This window comes from Streptomyces xylophagus (assembly GCF_000716435.1).
In the GTDB taxonomy this organism is placed as follows: Bacteria; Actinomycetota; Actinomycetes; order Streptomycetales; family Streptomycetaceae; genus Streptomyces; species Streptomyces xylophagus.
Genome location: NZ_JNWO01000002.1, coordinates 415,083 through 434,669, shown reverse-complemented (window position 1 = coordinate 434,669; position 19,587 = coordinate 415,083). Strand labels below are relative to the sequence as shown.

The window sequence follows — 19,587 nt, the reverse complement described above, 5'->3', positions numbered from 1 at the left end:
GCACGTAGCGAGTAAGGACGAACCGCTTTGATCATCGACGCGTACAACACCACTCAGGACGTCCGGGGCCGTTCCGACTACCTCACGGGCGCCCGCAAGGGCCAGGCCCCGCCGCCGTACACACCCTTCGAGCCGCGCCGCATCCTCGACCGGATGGACGCGGCGGGAGTGGACATGGCGATGGTGTGCTCGCTCGCGCAGCGCATCGAGAACGACTTCATCGCCTCGCTGGTGGCCTCGTACCCGGACCGGTTCTTCGGCTTCGGGCAGGTGATGCCGCAGGCCGACGACGCCCTCGACGAGATCGACCGGATGGCCGACGCGGGTCTGGTGGGCCTGAAGCTGCACCCGAGCCTGCACGGCTACCACGTCGCCGACCACGGCCTGCTGGACCCGGTGTTCGAGGCGTGCGCGCGGCGCGGGCTGCTGGTGCTGATCAACGCTCTCGACGACGCGTTCTGCGCACCGCTGGCCATCGAGGAGATCGCGCGGGACCACCCCGAAGTCCCCACGATCATCGCCCACATGGGGGCGGTGTGGAACGTCCCGGAGGCGATCATCGTGGCCGAGCGGCAGCCGCACGTGTACCTGGAAACTTCGGCGACGCTGATGAGCGACGTCAAGCGCGCCTACGCACGACTCGGACCCGAGAAGATCCTGATGGGCAGCGAGTGGCCCGGCTCCGACTTCGACCTGGAGCGCATGAAGATCGCCAAGGCGGTCGAGGACGAGAAGGACCGGGCGCTGGTCGAGGGCGGCAACATGGCCCGGCTGCTGGGGCTGACGGTATGAGTGCCGTGGGCGTGCGGCCCGTCTCCGTACCGGCGTCGATGGACGAGGACGACATCGAACTCCTCGCCACCGCACAGCACTTGCTGGCCCGGGTCTGGAAGTCGGGCCGTCACGAGGTCGCGACCGCGCTCCGCACCGCCGACGGCCGGATCCACACCGGGGTCCATGTGGAGGGCTCCTGCCGGCGCAGTTCGATCTGTGCGGAGGGGGTGGCCATGGGCACGGCCCGGGGCGCCCTGCCCGCCGGTGCGGAGCTGACCATCACGTCGGTGGTCTCGGTGCAGATCAAACCGGCGGGCTGGTTCCGGATCATCGCCCCGTGCGGGGTGTGCCGCGAACTGATCAGCGACTACTGCCCGGACGCCACCGTGTGGGTCACCACGGTCGACGGCGACAAGCCCGTCCCGTTGCGCGCCCTGGACCTGCTGCCCGAGAAGAGCCGACGCCGATGGTGAGCGCCATCGGTCCCGAGGAGAGGAGAGCCATGTCGTCCGTCTTCGTCACCGGTCCGTCCGGCCGAACGATCCCCACAGGGCTCGATGTCCCCGAACTCGCCGCGCAGTTGGGCGGGTCCGGATCGCCGGTGCTGTGGGAGGAGCTGACCTGGCCGGAGGCGGAGTCCACGGCCGCCGCCCAGGACGCCGTCATCATCCCCGTCGGCGCCACCGAGCAGCACGGCCCGCATCTCCCCCTCGCCGTGGACACCCGGATCTGCGAGGCGGTCGCCCTCGGGGTCTCCGCACTCACCGGCGTGCCCGTCCTGCCGCCACTGAGCTTCGGCGTGTCCGCGTCCCACGGCGACTTCGCGGGGACGGTGGCCCTGCGGCCGGAGACGATGATCGCCGTGATCGAGGACGTCATCGACTCGCTCTACGCCTCCGGAGTACGGCAGTTCATCCTGCTCAACGGTCACATCTGGAACAACGGCGCGCTCGATGTGTCGGCGGAGAAGCTGAGGGTCCGTCACCGGGACGCCCGGGTGAGGGCGTTGGGGTACGTGACGATGTACCCGGGTCCCGAGGTCGACGGACACGTCACCTACGGCCGGGCGTTGATGCACGCCAACTTCTTCGAGACGTCCGTGATGCTGCACCTCGCGCCCGAACTGGTCCGGATGGACCGGGCCACCTCTCATGTCGACGTCGACTCGTTCTGGGACTACCGCATGGACCAGGTCAGCGAGACCGGGGTCTGGGGCAGGGACGTGGCCGACGCGGACCCCAAGCACGGCGAGGCGGAGTTCGACCGCTGCGTCCTGACCACCGCCCGGGCGGTGTCCACTGCGGTACGCGAGCCGTGGCCCGACCCCACTCACCGTCCCGGACGCCAGGCGTGAAGGAGAACACCGTGGACCCCAGCATCGTGATCCCGCACCTGCCGGACTGCGAGCCCATGCTCATCGGCGGCGAGTGGACCACCGGTACCGCGACGGAACGCATCCAGGTGCTCGACCCCGCCACCCAGGAGCAGCTCACCACCGTCGTCCAGGCGGGCTCCGCCGAGGTGTCGGCGGCGGTCGAGGCCGCCAACGCCGCGCACCGGGACCGCCGTTGGCGCGGGCTGCCGCCCCGACAGCGCCGTGACGTCCTGCTGCGCCTGGCCGACCTCGTGGAGCGCGACGCCGAGCAACTGGCGGTGCTGGACACCCTGGACAACGGCAAGGCGATCGAACGTGCCCGCGGCGATGTGGAGTTGGGCCTGCAGGCCATCCGCCACTTCGCGGGCACGCCGACCCGACTGGCGGGCACCGTGCACGCGGCCGGCCCCGACCGGCATGTGTACAGCGTCCGCGAACCGGTCGGCGTGGTGGCCGCCGTACTGCCGTGGAACTTCCCTTTCATGATCGCCGCCTGGAAGCTCGCCCCCGCCCTGGCCGCCGGTTGCACGGTGGTCGTCAAGCCGGCCGAGCAGACCCCGCTGACAGCGCTGCGGCTGGCCGCGCTCTGCCTGGAGGCGGGCGTGCCCGAGGGCGTGGTCAACGTCCTTACGGGCGACGGGCGTACGGGTGCGGAACTCGTCTCGCACCCCGGCATCGCCAAGGTGTCCTTCACCGGGTCCACCGAGGTCGGGCGGCACATCATGGCCGCGGCGGCACCGTCGTTGAAGCGGCTCACGCTCGAACTGGGCGGCAAGTCACCCAACATCGTCTTCGCCGACGCCGATCTCGACGCCGCCGTACCGAACGCCGTGCGCGCGGTGTTCGGGCACTCCGGGCAGATGTGCACGGCGGGCAGCAGGCTGCTGGTGGAGCGCACGATCGTCAAGGAGTTCCTGGACCGGCTGGTGCCGGCGGTGGAGGCGCTGCGGATCGGCCCGGGTCTCGCGGGAGGTATCAACATCGGTCCGCTGGTGTCGCAGGAGCAGTACGACCGCGTGACCGGCTACGTCGAACTGGGTCTCGCCGAGGGCGCCGGGGTGGCCGTGGGCGGTGAACCGCTGCCGGGGCCGGGGTGGTTCGTGCCGCCGACGGTGTTCACCGAGGTCACCCCCGACATGCGGATCGCGCGGGAGGAGATCTTCGGCCCGGTCGCCACGATCCTGCCCTTCGACAGCGAGGAGGAGGCCATCGCGCTGGCCAACGACACCGACTACGGGCTCGCCGCCGGCGTCTGGACCGGCAGTCTGGCCCGTGCCCACCGCACCGCCGCCGCGCTGGAGGCCGGGACCGTGTGGGTCAACACGTACAACGAGTTCGACCCCGCCGTGGCCTTCGGCGGGATGAAGCAGTCCGGCCTCGGCAGGGACCTCGGCGACGCCGCCGTCGACGGGTTCACCGAGCTCAAGAGCGTGACGATCGCCCTGTGAGCGCGCCCGTGACGGCCGGGACGGCCGCCTCGCCCCCGAATCCCCCGCCCCCGCGCACCCTGAACATCGCGGCCGAACGGGCCCGCACCCCCGGCTCGTTCACCGGCCATCACTTCAACTCCGCCGGCGCGGCCCTGCTCGCCAACGGCACCGTCGAGGCGGTCATCGACCATCTCCGCGCGGAGAGCCTGTCCGGCGGCTACGAGGCCGCGAAACACGCGGCTCCCGCCCTGGAGGCCGTCTACGCGCGTACCGCCGAACTCCTCGGCGCCCGGCTGGAGGAGGTCGCCCTCGTCGAGAGCGCCACGGCCGGCTGGCAGCGCGCCGTGTCGGCGCTACGACTCCGTCCCGGCGACCGGGTGTTGGCCGCCCGCTCCAGTTACGTCAGCAGCGCGTTGCACCTGCTGTCGGTCGAACGCGACCACGGAGTCCTGGTCGAGCTGCTGCCCAACGGCCCTGACGGCGCGGTGGACTTGGAGGCGTTGGAGGCGGCACTGCGTGCGGGACCCGCCGCCCTGGTCACTGCCGCGCATGTGCCGACCTCCTCGGGACTGGTCGAACCCGTCGCTGCGATAGGCGAGTTGGCCCGCGCCCACGGAGTGCCCTTCCTGCTCGACGCGACCCAGTCACTCGGCCAACTGCCGGTGGACATGGGCACCATCGGCTGCGACCTCCTCATCGGCACCGGCCGCAAGTTCCTGCGCGGCCCACGCGGCACCGGCCTGCTCGCGGTCCGCCGCCCGCTCCTGGACCGCCTCGCCCCCGAGGCACCCGATGTCCGGGGCGCCCGATGGACGGCCGAGCGGAGCTGGGAACTGGTTCCGGACGCCAAGCGGTTCGAGCTCTGGGAGGCCGCGCATGCCCTGCGCCTGGGCCTGGGTGCGGCACTGGCCGACCTCAGCGCGCTCGGCGTCGACACCGTCGCCCGGCACCTGGACACCCTCGGCGCCTCACTGCGGGAACGCCTCTCCGCACTGCCGGGGGTCCACGTCACCGACCCTCCGGCCGCGGGCGGCGCCATTGTCACCTTCGTGGTCGACGGGATGGACGCCTCAGATGTCCAGCGGCAACTCGCCTATCGCAGGGTCCATTTGATCGCGGTGCCGGCCGGGCACGGGCGGTGGGACATGGATCACCGGGGACTGACCAAGGTGGTTCGAGCCTCGGTCCACGTCTACAACGACGAGGACGATCTGGACGCGTTGGTCGAGGCGGTGCGGGAGATCGTCCGCCTGCAGCAGCGCGGTAAGGCGCCCAGCCCCAGCCCCGAACCATCGCCCTCAGAACCCGACATCCCGCCCGCGTTCTCGGCCACCGACCCAGAACCAGCTCCCACGCCGCACCCCCCGGACATCTCGCGCTCCTTCTCCCGCCGCCACGACGCGATCGTGGTCGGCCTGGGCGTACACGGCAGCGCCACCCTGCGTCACCTGGCCGCGCGCGGACTCGACGTCCTGGGCCTCGAACAGTTCCGCCTGGGCCACGACTTGGGTTCCTCGCACGGGGAGACCAGGATGATCCGCCGCGCCTACCCCCACCCCGACTGGGACGCCCTGGTCGACACCGCCTACCAGGCCTGGACGGAGCTGGAGGGCGCCTCGAAGGCCCAACTCCTCGACATCACCGGCGGGTTGTACGCGGCACCGGACGACCGCCCCGATCCCCTGCGCGGCCCCGGCTGCCGTCAGGTCGGCGCCGAAGAAGCGGCACGGATCTTCCCGGGGCTGCGGCTCCCCACCGGATTCACCGCGGTGCACGACCCGCGAGCCGGGATCATCGACGCGCAGGAGACACTCCGCGCCCAACTGACCCTGGCCGAACGGTCCGGAGCACGCATCGAGGACAACTCCCCCGTCCTCGGCTGGGAACCGGACGGCGACGAGGTCGTGGTCCGCACCGGCGAGGGCATCCTGCGCACCCGCCGCCTGGTGCTCTGCACCGGCCCCTGGACGGCAGCCCAAGTCCCCTCCCTCGCACCCCACCTGACGGTCACTCGCATCGTCAACGCCTACTTCGCCGCCGACCCGACGGGCCCGCTCGGCCCTTCCGGCCTCGGCAGCTTCTCCGTCGACCTGCCGCAGGGCCTGCTGTACGGGTTCCCCGCGACCGACGGCCGCGGCCTCAAGGCGGGGCTGGACAGCGGCCCAACCTGGACCCCGGAAGCACCTCGCCCCGACGCGACCGCCGAGGAACTCGCCCTGCTCGCCGAGGCGGTGGCCCAGGTACTGCCCGGTGCCGGCCCGGTGACCGAGAGCCTGACGTGTCTCTACACGATGACGGCCGACCGGCGCTTCGTGGTCGGCGAAGTACCGGGCGCACCGCAGGTGTTGGTCGCGTCGGCGTGTTCGGGGCACGGGTTCAAGTTCGGGCCGGCGATCGGCGAGGCGCTGGCCGACCTCGTGTGCGGGATCGCCCGCCCGGACCTGGACTTCCTCTCCCCGGCCCGGCTGCTTTCCGGCAGGACCCCGTGAGGGGCCGCTCGGGGTCGGAGAAGGCCCGCTCAGCCGTGGAAGACGGTCTGGGACCGGCGCTCGTACCAGGCCGTCAGATGCTCGCCGGAGCTGATGACGTGCTCGCGCATCAACTCGTCGGCCCGGTCGGCGTCGTGCGCGGCCAACGCGTCGATCACGGCCTGGTGCTCACGGATGTTCAGCTGTCGATGGCGCTCGTCGCCGGCGAGGGCGAGCGAGGAGACGTTGCGCGGGAAGCTCTCGTTGATCCGGTCGATCATCCGGGTCAGCCAGGGGTTGTCGGCCGCTTCGCAGATGACCGTGTGGAAGCAGTCGTTGGCGGCCGTGGTCGTGAGGTTGCCCGCACCCCTCGCCTCACCGGCGGCTCCCGCCAGGGCCTCGCACAGGACGGCGTTGTGCTCGCGGAGCGCCGCGAGCCCGCGTTCCGTGATGCGGGAGGCGGCACGCCGGGCGGCCATGCCCTCCAACTCGGCGCGCACCTCGTACGCCTGCCGCACCTCCCAGGGCGCGGGCACCCGGACCACCGCGCCGCGGTTCGGCTGCATCTCGATCAGCCCGCCGTTCTGCAGCTGACGCAGTGCCTCGCGCACCGGTGTGCGGCTGACCCCGAACTCGGTGGCCAGCGCCGCCTGGCGCAGCGGTTTGCCGATCGCCAGCTCGCCGTTCATGATCCGCGCGCGGATGCGGGCCGCGATGTCGTCGACGAGGGGACTCTCGTCAGTCTGGGGCGTCATCGGAGTCGGTCAAACCCTTCTCGGGGGCGGTCGGGGGGTGCGCGGTGGTTGAGCAGTTTGCCATGCGGCCGAGGGGCGACCTCAGCCACTCGAGAGTCGCTTATTTTTGGATCCACTTCAATGATATCCGCATCCAATAGGAGGGCCGCATGAATCTGGACTTCGCCAAGGCGATCGACGTGTCCGTTCCCATCCATCCCGGCATGCTCCACTGGGGTCGCCGCCCCGAGGTGGAGATCGTCGAATCCCGTACCGCCGGCGACCCCTCCAACGTGAGCCGCTGGCGCATCGGCGCCCACACCGGCACCCACATCGACGCTCCGGCGCACTTCATCGACGGCGGCAAAACGGTCGACCGGCTCGACCTGACCGCCCTCAACGGAACCGCGCGGGTCCTCGACCTCACCCACGTCAAGGAACAGATCACCGCCGCCGACCTCGACGCGGCCGGCCTCGGCACCGAGGAACGTGTGCTGCTGCGCACCAGCAACTCCGAGGGCGTCCTGCGCAGTCCGTGGAAGGCCCGGCAGTGGGTCGGGCTGGCCCCCGACGGAGCGGAACGGCTCATCGAGGCCGGGGTACGCACCGCGGGCATCGACTACCTGAGCATCGAGGCCGTCGCCTACACCACCCACTGGGAGACCCACCAACTCCTGTGCGCCGCCGAGGTGTTGATCCTCGAAGTGGTCGATCTGCTGCACACCCCGGCCGGGGTCTACGACATGATCTCGCTTCCCCTGCCCCTTCAGGGTGCCGAGGCCGCCCCCTCCCGCACCGTGCTCCTCCCGAGGGACGAGGCGTGACAACCGCCTCCCGGCTGATCCTGGCCGCACCGCACCCGGCGGCGCTTTCGGCGGCCCGGCGTGCGGCGGAGCGGGGCGGCAACGCCGTGGACGCGGCGCTGGCGGCAGCCGCCGCACTCACGGTCGTCTACCCCCACCAGTGTTCCCTGGGCGGCGACCTGATCGCCCTAGTCCACGCCCCCGGCGGCTCGGTACGCGCGGTGATCTCGGCGGGCGCCGCCGCACAGGCCGTAGACGTCGAAGCTCTCCGAGCCGCCGACCGACGGATGCCTGCGCAGGGTCCGCAGACGGTGACCGTGCCCGGTGTGGTGGCGGGCTGGACCGCGCTCGCCGAAGCCCATGGCACACCCGGTGCCCTTGCGGCCGCGCTGCGGGACGCCGCCGAACTGGCCGAGGACGGGGCCACCGTCTCAGCCGGTCTGGCGCGGGCCATCCGCGAGCGGGCCTCGCAGATCGCCGCGGACCCCGGGCTCACCTCCCTGCTGACAGGCCCCGACGGCACACCCCTCGACAAGGGCGACCCGCTCCCCCAGCCCCGACTGGCCGCCGTCCTGCGCACGCTCGCCGACGACCCTTCGTCCTTCTACCGGGGCGCCGTCGCCGAGGCGCTGGCGGACGGGCTGCGCCGGGCCGGGAGTCCGTTGACCGCGAGCGACCTCGCGGCCCATCAGGCGGAGAACAGCGAGCCGTTGACGCTGGACGTGGCCGGAACTCGGTGGTGGACCGCCCCGCCGCCCAGCCAGGGGGCGAGCCTGCTGGCCGTACTCGAGACCGCCGCCTCGGCCGCGAAACTGCCCGAGCCGGAGCGCACCATCCTTCTGGCCTCCCGCTGCCAAGACGCCTCGGCAGCACGTGACTTGCTGCTGGGTGACCCGCTCGGCCCCTCGCCCATCGACCTGGACAGACTGCTGCGCCCGGCTCCGCTCGCCGGCGAACGAGCGCCCGAGCCGTCCTTCCGGCCCGCCGGGGACACCGTGGCGATCACCGCCGTGGACGCCTCCGGACTGGCCGTCTCCCTGATCCAGAGCGTCTACCAGACCTTCGGCTCCGGCATCTGCGAACCGGAGACCGGCATCGTCCTGCACAACCGCGGCTCGGCGTTCAGCCTGCTGCCCGGCCACCCCGCTCTCATCGGCCCCGGACTGCGACCTCCGCACACCCTCTGCCCGGTGCTCGGCCGGTCCGCCGAACTCCTGCTCGCGGCCGGTTGCCAGGGCGGTCGGGCGCAGCCACAGATCCTGGCCCAGACGGTGCCCGATCTGATGGACCCGGCCGCCGATCCGGTCACCGTCCTGGACCGCCCACGCTGGGTGATCGGCGCCCGCGACATCGGCCACGAGACACAGACACTGCTGGCCGAGCCCGGGTCCGTCCCCGCGGGCGCGTTCCCGTCGGTGGTTCCGGTCGTCGTCACGCCGGGCCGTACCGATCTCGCCGGTCACACCCAGGCCGTACGACTGTCCGCCGACGGTCGGCTGGACGGCGCATCCGATCCGCGCGCCGACGGCGGCACCATCTTGGAAGGAAACCCGCAGTGAGTACTCTCGCCCCCGAACCCGTACCGGCCGACGCACCGCACCCGCTGGACCCCCTCACCGTCTCCGAACTGACCGCTGCGGTAAGTGTGTTGAGGGCCGACACCCGGGTCCCCGACGACGCGCGTTTCTGGGGTGTGGCGCTGGACGAGGACCACGCCCGGCGCGCAGCCCTCGGGGATGCCCGGCGCGCCCGCGCGGTCGTGTTCTCGCCGTCCGCACGCCACGCCTTCGAGGTCGATCTCGAACTCGGCGACAAGCCGCAGACCACGGCGTGGCGGGAGTTGGACGTCCGCAGTCCAGGCTGCTCCTCCGAGGAGGCACGGCAGGCCGCTGCCGCCTGCCGCGCCGACCCCCGTTTCCGGGAGGCACTCGCACTGCGCGGCATCCACGACGTGTCGCTGGTGATGGTGGACCCGGAGTCGATCGGCGGCTTCGAACCGCCCGAGTACGCGGGCCGCCGACTGACCTGGGGCAGCGTCTGGCACCGCGTCTCCGAGGACGACAACGGCTACGCCCGCCCGGTGCAGGGAGTCGTGCCGATCATCGACATGGAGACCATGGAGATCCTGCACATCGAGGACCACGGGGTGGTCCCGCTGTCGGAGGAGTCCGGTGTGTTCGCGGCCGGGACGGTGGACGAGCGGCCGGGGCTCAAGCCGCTGGAGGTCGTCCAGCCGGACGGGCCGAGTTTCACCGTCACCGGGCAGCGGATCGACTGGCAGGGGTGGTCGGTCCGGGTCGGCTTCAGCCATCGCGAGGGGCTCGTGCTGCACGACCTCGCCTTCTCCGCGGCCGGGAAGGGTCCTCGGCAGGTGATCCGGCGTGCCGCCGTCAACGAGATGTACGTCCCGTACTTCGACACGGCCTCCACCCAGTACCGCAAGAACTTCTTCGACTGGGGCGAGTACGGCGCCGGCCCGCTCACCAACTCCCTTGCCCTGGGCTGCGATTGCCTCGGCGTCATCCAGTACTTCGACGCGGCCGTGCTCGGCGGCGACGGCGTCCCCCGGCTCATCCCCAACGCCGTCTGTGTCCACGAGGAGGACGACGGCATCCTCTGGAAGCACCACGACGGCCGCACGGGCCGTACGGAGGTGCGCCGTTCTCGCCGGCTGATCATCTCGGCGTTCGCCACCGTCGCCAACTACGACTACGGCTTCTACTGGTCGCTGTACCAGGACGGTTCGGTGATGCTGGAGATCAAGATGACCGGCATCCTCTCCGCCACCGGCGTCGAGGAGGACGAGGCGACGCCGTACGCGCGCCGGGTCGCGCCGAACGTCGCGGTCACCAACCACCAGCACTTCTTCAGCGTCCGCCTCGACATGGCGGTGGACGGCGATCCCAACCGGCTGATCGAGGTCACCGCCGAACACGAACCCGACCCAGCGCTGGACCCGTACGGCAACGCGGCCCGTACCGTGCTGCGGCCGATCCTCAGCGAGTCGGAGGGCGCCCGGCGCACCGACCCGTCCCGCGCGCTGCACTGGCGGGTGGAGAGCACCGAGTCCCGCAACCGGATGGGTGAACCGACCGCGTACCGCGTGCACTTGGAGAACACGGCTGTGCTGCCGGTGCGCGAGGACAGCGTGTGCGCGCGCCGAGCCCCGTTCGTGGGGCGGCAGTTGTGGGCGACCGCCTACGACGCGGAGCGGCGGTTCGTCGGCGGCGAGTACCCGAACCAGGCCGAGCCGGGTGCGGACGGAGTCCACAAGTGGCAGGAGGAGAACCGGTCGTTGGACGGCACGGACCTGGTGCTGTGGGCGACGGTCGGCTCGCACCACTTCCCGCGCCCCGAGGAGTGGCCGGTGATGCCGGTAGCCAAGGCGCGACTGCGCCTGGAGCCCGACGGCTTCTTCGACCGCAACCCGGCTCTGGACGTGCCCGCCCCCGTCTCCTGCCACACGCCGAGCCCCTCGGCCCCGGACCACTGCTGCGGCTGACCGCGCCCCCTCCCCCGAAAGGCGTCCCATGCGCGAGGAAGAGAACACACGGCTCACGCGGACCGGGCCCGGTACCCCGGCCGGTGAGTGGATGCGCCGCTACTGGCAGCCGATCGCCCTCAGCGAGGAACTCGACGGCGCACGACCGCTGGTAGCGCCCAAGGTGATGGGCCAGGACCTGGTCCTGTTCCGCGACGAGGAGGGTCAACTCGGCCTCGTCGACCGGGGCTGCCCACACCGCGGCGCCGACCTGACGCTCGGCCGCCTGGAGGACGGCGGACTGCGCTGCTGCTTCCACGGCTGGCTCTTCGCCCGCGACGGCTCCTGTCTCGACACACCCGCCGAGCCCGTCGACAGCCCACTCAAGTCCCGCGTGCGGCTGGGCAGTTATCCGGTCCGCGAGATCAACGGCATCATCTGGGGCTACCTCGGCCCCGGCGAACCACCCGAACTCCCCGCCCTGGACTGCTTCCAGGCCCCCGCCGACCACGCCTTCGCCTGGAAAGGGCTGCTGGAGTGCAACTGGCTCCAGGCCCTGGAGGTCGGCATCGACCCCGCCCACGCCTCCTACCTCCACCGCTTCTTCCAGGACGAGGACCCCGCCGACAGCTACGGCAAACAGTTCCGCGCCGCCTCCCAGGGCACCGACCTCCCGATGACGAAGATCCTGCGCGAGTACGGCCGCCCCGACATCGACGCCGTCCGCACCCCCTACGGCATCCGCCTCACCGCCCGGCGCACGCTCGACGGCACGGACACCCAGGGCCTGCCGATGGACGGCAGCCTTACCCACGTGCGCATCACCCACCAGGTGTTCCCGCACGCCTTCCACATCCCGCTGGACGAGGAGACTGCGATCACCCAGTGGCATGTGCCGATCGACGACAACTCCAGTTACTGGTATGCCCTGTTCACCAGTGTCGGCGGCCCCGTCGACCAGGCGGAGATGCGCCGGCAGCGGGTCGGCGCGGTCACCCTGCCCGACTACCGGCCGCGCTTCGGCCGCGCGAACGGCTACGGCTACGACCCGGTGGAGCAGCGCACGACGACGTACACCGGACTCGGCTTCGACATCAACGTGCACGACCAGTGGGCGGTGGAGGGGCAGGGGGCCGTGCAGGACCGTACCCGCGAGCACCTGGGCCGCTCCGACAAGGCCATCGTGATGTACCGGCGGATGCTCGGCGAGGCCATCAGCGCCGTCGAGCGCGGCGAGGACCCGCCGCTGGTGCTGCCGGCCGAGGAGGCGGGGCGGTTGCACGGGCCGGTCGCCCTGGACGGGATCGGCCCGACCGAGGGCTGGCTGGAGCACTGGACGGCCGTCACCGACAAGCAGCGCGCCGACAGCAGTTGGGCGCAGCCGCTGGGAACGGACGGCTGAGCCGCGTGGGATTCATCGAACGGCACGGCCTGTGGAACCCCGAACAGGCCGCCGCCGCACGGGAGATACAGTCGCGCGCCGAACGCGGCGGGATGACGGTGGTACGGCTGGTCTTCGCCGACCAGCACGGTCTGCTGCGCGGCAAGACCGTGACCGTGGGCGAACTGCCCAATGTGCTGCGCGACGGCACCGGCATCGCCTCGTCCCTGCTCGCCAAGGACACCTCGGGGCGGACCGTCTTCCCGCTCTTCACCAAGGAGACACCGCTCGGGCTGCCCGAACTGCGCGGCGCCGCCGACATGGTGATGGTGCCCGACCCGTCGACCTTCCGGATGCTGCCGTGGTCGCCGGGCACGGGCTGGCTGCTGTGCGACCTGCGCTTCACCTCCGGAGCGCCGGTCCCGCTGTGCACGCGCGGGCTGCTGCGCTCGGTCCTCGACCAGGCGGACGGGCTGACGTACCGCACTGGCCTGGAGGTGGAGTTCCACCTCTTCCGGCTCGACGACCCGCGTCTGGGCCCGGGCGACCAGGGTCAGCCAGGTGCCGCGCCCGAGGTCGGCATGCTCAACCACGGCTACCAGTACCTCAGCGAACTGCGGTACGACGAACTCGATCCCATCCTCGACGTCCTGCGCGCGAACATCGAGGGACTGGGGCTGCCGTTGCGCAGCCTGGAGGTGGAATTCGGCCCGAGCCAGGTCGAGTTGACCCTCCAGCCCGCCGACGGCCTGGGCACAGCCGACGCGATGGTCCTGCTGCGCAGCGCCGTCAAACAGGTCGCCGCCCGCCACGGCCACCACGCCACCTTCATGTGCCGACCCCATCTGCCCGGCGTGTTCTCCAGCGGCTGGCATCTGCACCAGAGCATGCTGCGGGACGGCGTGGGTGTCTTCGCGCCGGAGAGCGGCGAACTCACCGCTTCCGGGCCGCCGTTGTCGCCGTACGGGACCGCCTTTCTCGGCGGGCTGCTGCGGCACGCGCGGGCCACGAGTGCGTTCTCGACCCCAACTCTCAATGGCTTCAAGCGCTTTCGCTCACTGTCGTTGGCGCCGGACCGTGCGGTGTGGGGGCGGGACAATCGCGGGGCGATGGTGCGGGTACTGGGTGACGGACCGTCATCCACCCGCCTGGAGAACCGGATCGGCGAGCCGGCCGCCAACCCCTACCTCTACCTCGCCTCCCAACTCGCCGCCGGACTCGAGGGCGTGGCAGGCGGCCTGGAACCCGGACCGGCCGCCGACGAGCCCTACGCGGCGCGTGCCGAACCGCTCCCCCGCTCACTGGGCGAGGCCCTGGACGCGTTGGAGTCCGACCGCATGCTCGCCGACCGGCTCGGCAAGGACTTCGTGGCGTACTACACCAGCATCAAGCGGGCCGAGATCGACCGCTTCAGCCAAGAGGTGACCGACTGGGAACAGCGGGAGTACTTCCGTGTCTTCTGACCTCGACTCCCTCTATGCGACGACCGAGCGGCTCCTGGTCCGACAGGCTCGTTGGGTCGCCCACGAGGTGCTGGAACTCCGGCTGACCCGGCCCACCGGCGGCGCCCTGCCTGCCTGGGAGCCGGGCGCGCACGTGGAGTTGACCCTGCCCTCCGGACTGCGGCGGGCCTACTCGCTGTGCGGGGACGTGGCGGACACCGAGGCGTGGACGGTCGCCGTGCACCGCGTGCCCGAGGGCCGGGGCGGCTCCCGGGAGATTCACGAAACCGCTCTGGTGGGACGGGAGTTGGAGGTGCGCGGGCCCGTCAACCGCTTCCCTCTGGTGCCTGCGGAGGGCTATCTGCTGCTGGCCGGCGGCATCGGCGTCACCCCGCTGCTGCCGATGGCCCGCGAACTCACCACCCGTGGCCTGCCCTGGCGACTGGTCCTGGGCGCCCGCGACCGGTCCCGGCTCGTGTACGCCGAGGAGTTGACGGCATTGGGCGGGGACCGGGTGCTCCTCGTACCGCAGGACGAGGTCGGCCTCCCGGACCTGGCCGCCGAACTCGCCGCCGCCCCGTCCACGCACGCCGTCTACGCCTGCGGCCCGCAAGCGATGCTCGACGCGGTGACGGCCCTGTGCCGTACAGCTGGCTCGGCGCGGGCACTGCACCTGGAACGCTTCAGCGCGGGCGACGACACAGACCCCATCCGACTCGACGCACCGAGCGGGGAGTTCGAGGTGGTACTGACCCGCTCCGGCCTGCGGCTGACCGTGCCCGCAGACCGTTCCGTGCTGGACGTCGTGCGGGAGAAGCTCCCGGACGTGCCCTTCTCCTGCGAGGAGGGCTACTGCGGCAGCTGCGAGACGCCGGTCACGGCGGGACTCCCGGATCACCGCGACACGGTGATCGACCCGTCCGAACGTCCCGGCGCCACCACGATGATGATCTGCGTGAGCCGCTGCGACTCCCCGGTGCTGGAGCTGGATCTCTAGCCGCGGCCTTTCGCCAGGCGGCGCAGGAGCGCGCGGGGTCGGTAGGGGATGACCTCGGCCAAGGAGATGGCGGTGCTGGTCCGGTCGACTCCGTCGATGGCGAGGATCGCTTTGGTGATGCGGTGCAGGTCCGCGGTGTCCTTGGCGACGACATGGGCGAGGAGGTCGGCGTCACCGGTGGTGTAGTGGACCTCGATGACCTCGGGCAGGTCGAGCAGTCCTTCGTGGACGCTCTCGGGCTCGGCCTGGCTCACCGCGAGCGACATGAACGCCACCAGGCCGTAGCCGAGGGCGGCGGGATCGATGCGTCGGCTGAAGGGTTTGAGCGCACCGTCGGCGGCCATCCTCCGCAGCCGGGCGTGCACGGTGTTGCGGGCCACGCCCAGGGTCTGGGCCAGGGCGAGGATCGTCGCGTCCGGGTCGTCGTCCAGGGCCAGAACGATCCGGGCGTCCAAGGGGTCCATCAGCGTCATGATGCGCATTCTGTCACCAATCTTCGACGCTGTTGCGCATCTGTCGCACTGATCATGGACTGTATTGCGTGTATGCCCCGGCATGTGGTGAAGGTGGTGGGCCGTTCCAACGCTTCCGCCCTCCTGAAGGACCGCCCCCATGGCCTCGCAGACCCATCCCACTGGCACCGGTGGCTCCTGGATCGTCGTCGTGTCCGCCGGGGTGGCCGCCGGGCTGCAGGTGTGGAAGCTGCCGCCCGCGCTCCCGTACCTGCGGCACGATCTGTCGCTGAGCCTCGTCCAGGCCGGGACCCTGCTGGGGATCGTCCAACTGGCCGGGATGCTCGGGGGACTTGCCGTGTCGCTCCTGGCCGAACTGATCGGTGAGCGGCGCTGTCTGAGCGGGGGGCTGGTCCTGCTGTTCCTCGGGTCGGCCGGTGGTGGCTTCGCCTGGTCGGCGGCTCCGCTGCTGGCCTCGCGGGCGGTCGAGGGCGCCGGTTTCATTCTGGTGGCGGTGACGGGTCCGGGGCTGATCCGGCGCGTCGCCCCGCCCGGCCGTTTCACCACGGCGATGGGCTTCTGGGGCGCCTACCAGGGAATCTCGACCTTCGCCGGGCTCGTCGTCGGCGCGCTGGTCCTCCAGGTGGTGCCGTGGCGGGTGTGGTGGTGGGGCATGGCCGTGGTCGCGCTGGCGCCGCTGCCCTGGGTCCTGGCCCGCGTTCCCAGCGACGAGGCGGGCGGTGTGCGCGGCGCGGCGAACGCTCTCACCCGCATCGGCCGTACCGTCCGGGCTCCGGCCCCTTGGACGGCCGGTCTCGTCTTCGCCTGCTACACCCTGCCGTGGATGGCCGTGGTCGGGTTCCTGCCCACCATCTACCGCGACGGCGGGATGACGGGCAGTTGGCCGGGTGTCCTCAGTGCCGTGGTCGGCGCGGCGAACGCCGTCGGTTCGATCGCCACGGCGGCACTCATGAAGCGCGGCCTGCCCTCTAACTCCCTTCTCGTACCGGCCTTCACGCTCATGGCCGCCACTTCCCTGCTCGCCTTCGCCGTCGACTGGCACGGCCTCCCGGCGGGTACCACCTGGCAGTTCGTGTGCGTTGTGGCCTTCTCGCTGACCGGCGGGGCGATACCGGCGACCTTGCTGCGCATGATCGGTGGACTGACTCCGGCAGGCGGCTCCGCTCCCGCGACCATGGGCCTGATCCAGCAGCTCTTCAACGCGGGCAGCTTCATCGGTCCCACGGTCGCGGCCTGGCTGGCCACCCGCACCGGCGGCTGGCACTCCACCTGGTGGATCACCTGCGCCTGCACGGCCGCGGGGATCGCCCTCAGCCTCCGTCTCGGCAGCGGTGCCGGATCCGAGTCGGCTACGTCAACGGCCGTTCCCCGACGCGGTCGTTGAGGCCGGTGCGGAGGGGATCGTCGTCGGGCAGGCCGAGTTCGGTGGCGAGGGCGAGTGCACGGGCCCAGACCTCGTCGGCGGCGGTGAGCTGGCCGGCACTGTGGTGGCTGTCGCCGAGGCAGAGCAGGCAGGCGACTTCGCTGTGGCGGTCCCCGGTGGCGTGGAACAACCGGGCGGCCTGCCGGTAGTGGTCGACCGCCTGCTGAAATCGGCCCAGTTGATGGTGGATGTAGCCCAGGCTGTCGGAGATGTGGGCCTGCCCGGCCACGTCCCCGGATGTCCGCGCGAGTTCGAGGGCCTGCTCGCAGTGGGCCAGCGCGCGGAGGTGGTCGCCGAGGTGCGCCTGCCGCCAGCCGATGTGGTTCAACGCGGCGGCCTGCCCTGCCTGGTCGCCCGCCGCCCGGTAGTGCTCCAGACTCAAGTAGGCGTGTTCCAGTACCAGTTCGGAATTGCCGTGGACCGCGGACATCCGCGACAGGTGCTGATGGGTCCGGGCCTGTCCCGCCTCGCTGCCCAGCGCGGCGAAGAGTTCGAGTGCCCGCAGATAATGCTCTCGCGCCGGTTCCGGACACTTCAACCGGTCCAGGGCCAGCCCCAGACCGCGGTGGGCGCCCGCCCGGCCGGCCAGGGAGGCCTCCCGTTCGGCCGCCACCAGCGCGCTGTGCGCAGCGGTCAACAGCGCCTGCCAGTACCCGTGCCGGTCCAGGAACGTGGTCAACACGGCGGCCAGCCGCCATACATGACCGTCGAAGCCGGGCTGCGGCTGCCGCACGATCTCCAGCAGCACCGGGTGCTCGGCGGCGAGCCAGGCCAGTGCCTGGCCGTAGTCCTCGGGCCGCACCGCGTTCGCCCCCGGCCGGGGCGCGGAGACCTCCACCGGGTTGGGCTGCGGGGTCACCAGCACGTCGGCGGCCCGCGCCGAGTGCAGGTAGTGGTCCATCATCCGGTGCAGCGCGGCCTGTCGTTCCCACTCGTCGTCGTACGCGGTCACGAGTTCTCCGGCGTAGACCTTCAGCAGGTCGTGGAAGGCGTAGCGCCCCGGAGCGTGCTCGACCAGCAGGTGGCCGCCGGTCAGTTCGGCGAGCAGTGCGCGGACGCGTTCCGGTTCCAGCCCGGCCAGCGCGGCCGCCGCGCGCTGGTCCACGTCCGGTCCCGGGTGCAGCGCCAGCAGCCGGAACAGTCGGGCCGCGGGTCGGCTGAGCGTGCTGTAGGACCATGAGAACACCGCCCGTACCTGGCTGGCCTCCTCGCCCCCGTCCAGCGCGTCCAACCGGCCGCCCGCTTCCCGCAGTTGCTCCGCGAGTGTCCGCAGGGGCTGTCGCGGATGCGCGGCGGCGCGTGCCGACACCACGGCCAGCGCCAGGGGCAGTCCCGCGCACCAGGTGACGACGTCCGCGACCGCCTCCGGTTCGGCCGCGACCCGGCCCGCCCCGAGCCGCTCCGCGAGTACGCCCCGTGCGGCGTCCGGCGTCAGGGGGTCCACCGCGAGCAGATGGGCGCCCTCCGTGGCTGCCAGCCCGGTCAGCCGGTTCCGGCTGGTCACCAGGGCCATGCAGCCGACCGCGCCCGGCAGCAGCGGGCGGACCTGTTCCTCGTCCCGTGCGTTGTCAAGCACGACCAACATCCGGCGCCCTGCCAACAGGCTCCGGTACAGGCCGACTTGGGCCTCCAGGCCGGGCGGCACCCGCTCCGGCCGTACTCCGAGGGCGTCCAGGAATCCTCGTACCGCCTCGGTCGGGGGCATCACCGATCCCTGCGGATCGAAGCCGCGCAGGTTCACGTACAACTGCCCGTCGGGGAACGCTCTCTCGACCCGGCGCGCCCAGTGCACCGCGAGCGCGGTCTTGCCGACCCCCGCCATGCCCGACACCGCCGAGATCACCACGGCGGCGGACTCGCCCTCCGCCGAGGCCAGGATCGCCGCGAGTCGGGCCAGTTCGCCGTCCCGGCCGGTGAATCCCCGTACTGCCATGGGGAGTTGGGCGGGACGCTCGGTCTGCCGTACCACCGCCGTACGTTCGGGGCGCGGGGCCGACGCGGAGCGGTGGCCGCGCAGGATCGACTGGTGCAACTGGCGCAGTGCCGCGCCTGTGTCCGTGCCCAGCTCCTCCGCCAGCCGTTTCCGCATGGTGGCGTAGCAGTCCAGGGCCTCGGCGCTGCGGCCGGTGTCGTGCAGGGCCCGCATCAGCGCCTCGGCCAGGGGTTCCGCGAGCGGGTACTCGCCGAGCAGACCGGTCAACGGGCCGATGAGGGAGGCGGGTTCACCGTGGCGCAGTTCCGCGCGCGCCCAGCCGACGGCGGCGTCCTGGTGCTGGCGCCGCCAGGCCTCGCGCATCCGGGCCGCCCACTCCCCGTTCAGACCGGACAGCGGCTCCCCGCGCCACAGATCGAGCGCCTCGCGCAGCAGCCGGGCCCGCTCCGGGTCGGCGGGCCCCGCCGTCCGCGTCTGGTCGACCAACTGCCGGAACCGGTACACGTCCACCTGGTCCGGTCGGGCCTCCAGGAGATATCCGCCCGAACGGCGCACCACACCTAAGCCTTCCCCGGCGGTCTCGGCACCCTGCTCGCACACCCGCCGGATCCGGGCGACATGGGCGTGCACCGCGCCGCGTGCGCCGTCCGGCGCACGCGGACCCCAGACCCGCTCGATGACCACGTCGACCGCGACGGGCCGGCCGACGTCCACGGCCAACGCGGCCATCACGGTGCGGCGTTGGGGCGGGCCCACCTCCACCGTGCGGCCCCCCGCGGACAGTTCCACGGGCCCGAGCAACTGGACCTCCATCATTTCTCCACCTCCCCTCCAGGAAGACTCCTCACCTCCCCTACAGGAAGACTCCTCCTC

The 19,587-nt window shown here is 71.7% G+C and carries 15 protein-coding genes; 12 read left to right on the top strand and 3 right to left on the bottom strand.

The features are described 5' to 3' along the window. Positions 1–27 precede the first annotated feature (27 nt). Genes OO70_RS05400 through solA form a run of 5 tightly spaced genes read left to right on the top strand, consistent with a single transcriptional unit; the run spans position 28 to position 6,068 of the window. Positions 28–792: an amidohydrolase family protein gene (locus OO70_RS05400; protein WP_043664697.1), complete on the top strand. Its 765-nt coding sequence runs from the start codon at positions 28–30 to the stop codon at positions 790–792. After that, positions 789–1,247 carry a cytidine/deoxycytidylate deaminase family protein gene (locus tag OO70_RS05395; RefSeq protein ID WP_043664695.1) on the top strand — a complete coding sequence of 153 codons (459 nt, stop codon included), beginning with the start codon at positions 789–791 and terminating at the stop codon, positions 1,245–1,247. The genes OO70_RS05400 and OO70_RS05395 overlap by 4 nt, the downstream gene beginning before the upstream one ends. A 29-nt stretch (positions 1,248–1,276) precedes the next feature. Then, positions 1,277–2,128: a creatininase family protein gene (locus tag OO70_RS51095; protein WP_078651254.1), complete on the top strand. Its 852-nt coding sequence runs from the start codon at positions 1,277–1,279 to the stop codon at positions 2,126–2,128. 11 nt (positions 2,129–2,139) lie between these two features. Beyond that, positions 2,140–3,597 carry an aldehyde dehydrogenase family protein gene (locus tag OO70_RS05385; RefSeq protein ID WP_234336706.1) on the top strand — a complete coding sequence of 486 codons (1,458 nt, stop codon included), beginning with the start codon at positions 2,140–2,142 and terminating at the stop codon, positions 3,595–3,597. Beyond that, positions 3,594–6,068: an N-methyl-L-tryptophan oxidase gene (gene solA, locus OO70_RS05380; RefSeq protein WP_043664693.1), complete on the top strand. Its 2,475-nt coding sequence runs from the start codon at positions 3,594–3,596 to the stop codon at positions 6,066–6,068. The genes OO70_RS05385 and solA overlap by 4 nt, the downstream gene beginning before the upstream one ends. A 29-nt stretch (positions 6,069–6,097) precedes the next feature. Here solA and OO70_RS05375 read toward each other — a convergent pair whose 3' ends face one another. Further along, entirely contained in the window at positions 6,098–6,802 is a 705-nt protein-coding gene (locus tag OO70_RS05375) for a GntR family transcriptional regulator (RefSeq protein WP_043664691.1), read from the bottom strand. Between the two features lie 149 nt (positions 6,803–6,951). On the opposite strand from OO70_RS05375, the gene OO70_RS05370 reads away from it, so the two are divergent. From OO70_RS05370 to OO70_RS05345, 6 genes are read left to right on the top strand one after another with little or no spacing between them, the layout of a single operon-like run. Beyond that, positions 6,952–7,605, top strand: a complete 654-nt coding sequence (locus tag OO70_RS05370) for a cyclase family protein (RefSeq protein WP_043664689.1) — start codon at positions 6,952–6,954, stop codon at positions 7,603–7,605. Beyond that, complete coding sequence (locus tag OO70_RS05365) at positions 7,602–9,143, top strand: gamma-glutamyltransferase (protein ID WP_043664688.1); 1,542 nt, start codon at positions 7,602–7,604, stop codon at positions 9,141–9,143. Before OO70_RS05370 ends, OO70_RS05365 begins: the two co-directional genes overlap by 4 nt. Further along, positions 9,140–11,086, top strand: coding sequence for a primary-amine oxidase (locus OO70_RS05360; RefSeq protein ID WP_043664686.1), 1,947 nt, complete (start codon positions 9,140–9,142; stop codon positions 11,084–11,086). Before OO70_RS05365 ends, OO70_RS05360 begins: the two co-directional genes overlap by 4 nt. A gap of 28 nt (positions 11,087–11,114) precedes the next feature. Continuing rightward, positions 11,115–12,467: an aromatic ring-hydroxylating dioxygenase subunit alpha gene (locus tag OO70_RS05355; protein ID WP_043664684.1), complete on the top strand. Its 1,353-nt coding sequence runs from the start codon at positions 11,115–11,117 to the stop codon at positions 12,465–12,467. Positions 12,468–12,472: 5 nt separating this feature from the next. Further along, positions 12,473–13,909, top strand: a complete 1,437-nt coding sequence (locus tag OO70_RS05350; RefSeq protein ID WP_043664681.1) for a glutamine synthetase family protein — start codon at positions 12,473–12,475, stop codon at positions 13,907–13,909. Beyond that, positions 13,899–14,885 (top strand): PDR/VanB family oxidoreductase, encoded by a 987-nt coding sequence (locus tag OO70_RS05345; protein WP_043664679.1) that lies wholly within the window; start codon positions 13,899–13,901, stop codon positions 14,883–14,885. The genes OO70_RS05350 and OO70_RS05345 overlap by 11 nt, the downstream gene beginning before the upstream one ends. On the opposite strand, the gene OO70_RS05340 is transcribed toward OO70_RS05345, so the two are convergent. Further along, positions 14,882–15,367, bottom strand: a complete 486-nt coding sequence (locus tag OO70_RS05340; protein WP_043664677.1) for an Lrp/AsnC family transcriptional regulator — start codon at positions 15,365–15,367, stop codon at positions 14,882–14,884. The two genes, OO70_RS05345 and OO70_RS05340, sit on opposite strands and share 4 nt — an antisense overlap. 130 nt (positions 15,368–15,497) lie before the next feature. Between OO70_RS05340 and OO70_RS05335 the strand changes: the two genes are divergently transcribed. After that, complete coding sequence (locus tag OO70_RS05335; RefSeq protein WP_043664675.1) at positions 15,498–16,742, top strand: MFS transporter; 1,245 nt, start codon at positions 15,498–15,500, stop codon at positions 16,740–16,742. Here the strand turns inward: OO70_RS05335 and OO70_RS05330 are convergent. Beyond that, positions 16,708–19,530, bottom strand: coding sequence for an AfsR/SARP family transcriptional regulator (locus OO70_RS05330; RefSeq protein WP_051740687.1), 2,823 nt, complete (start codon positions 19,528–19,530; stop codon positions 16,708–16,710). The genes OO70_RS05335 and OO70_RS05330 overlap by 35 nt on opposite strands. Positions 19,531–19,587 lie beyond the last annotated feature (57 nt).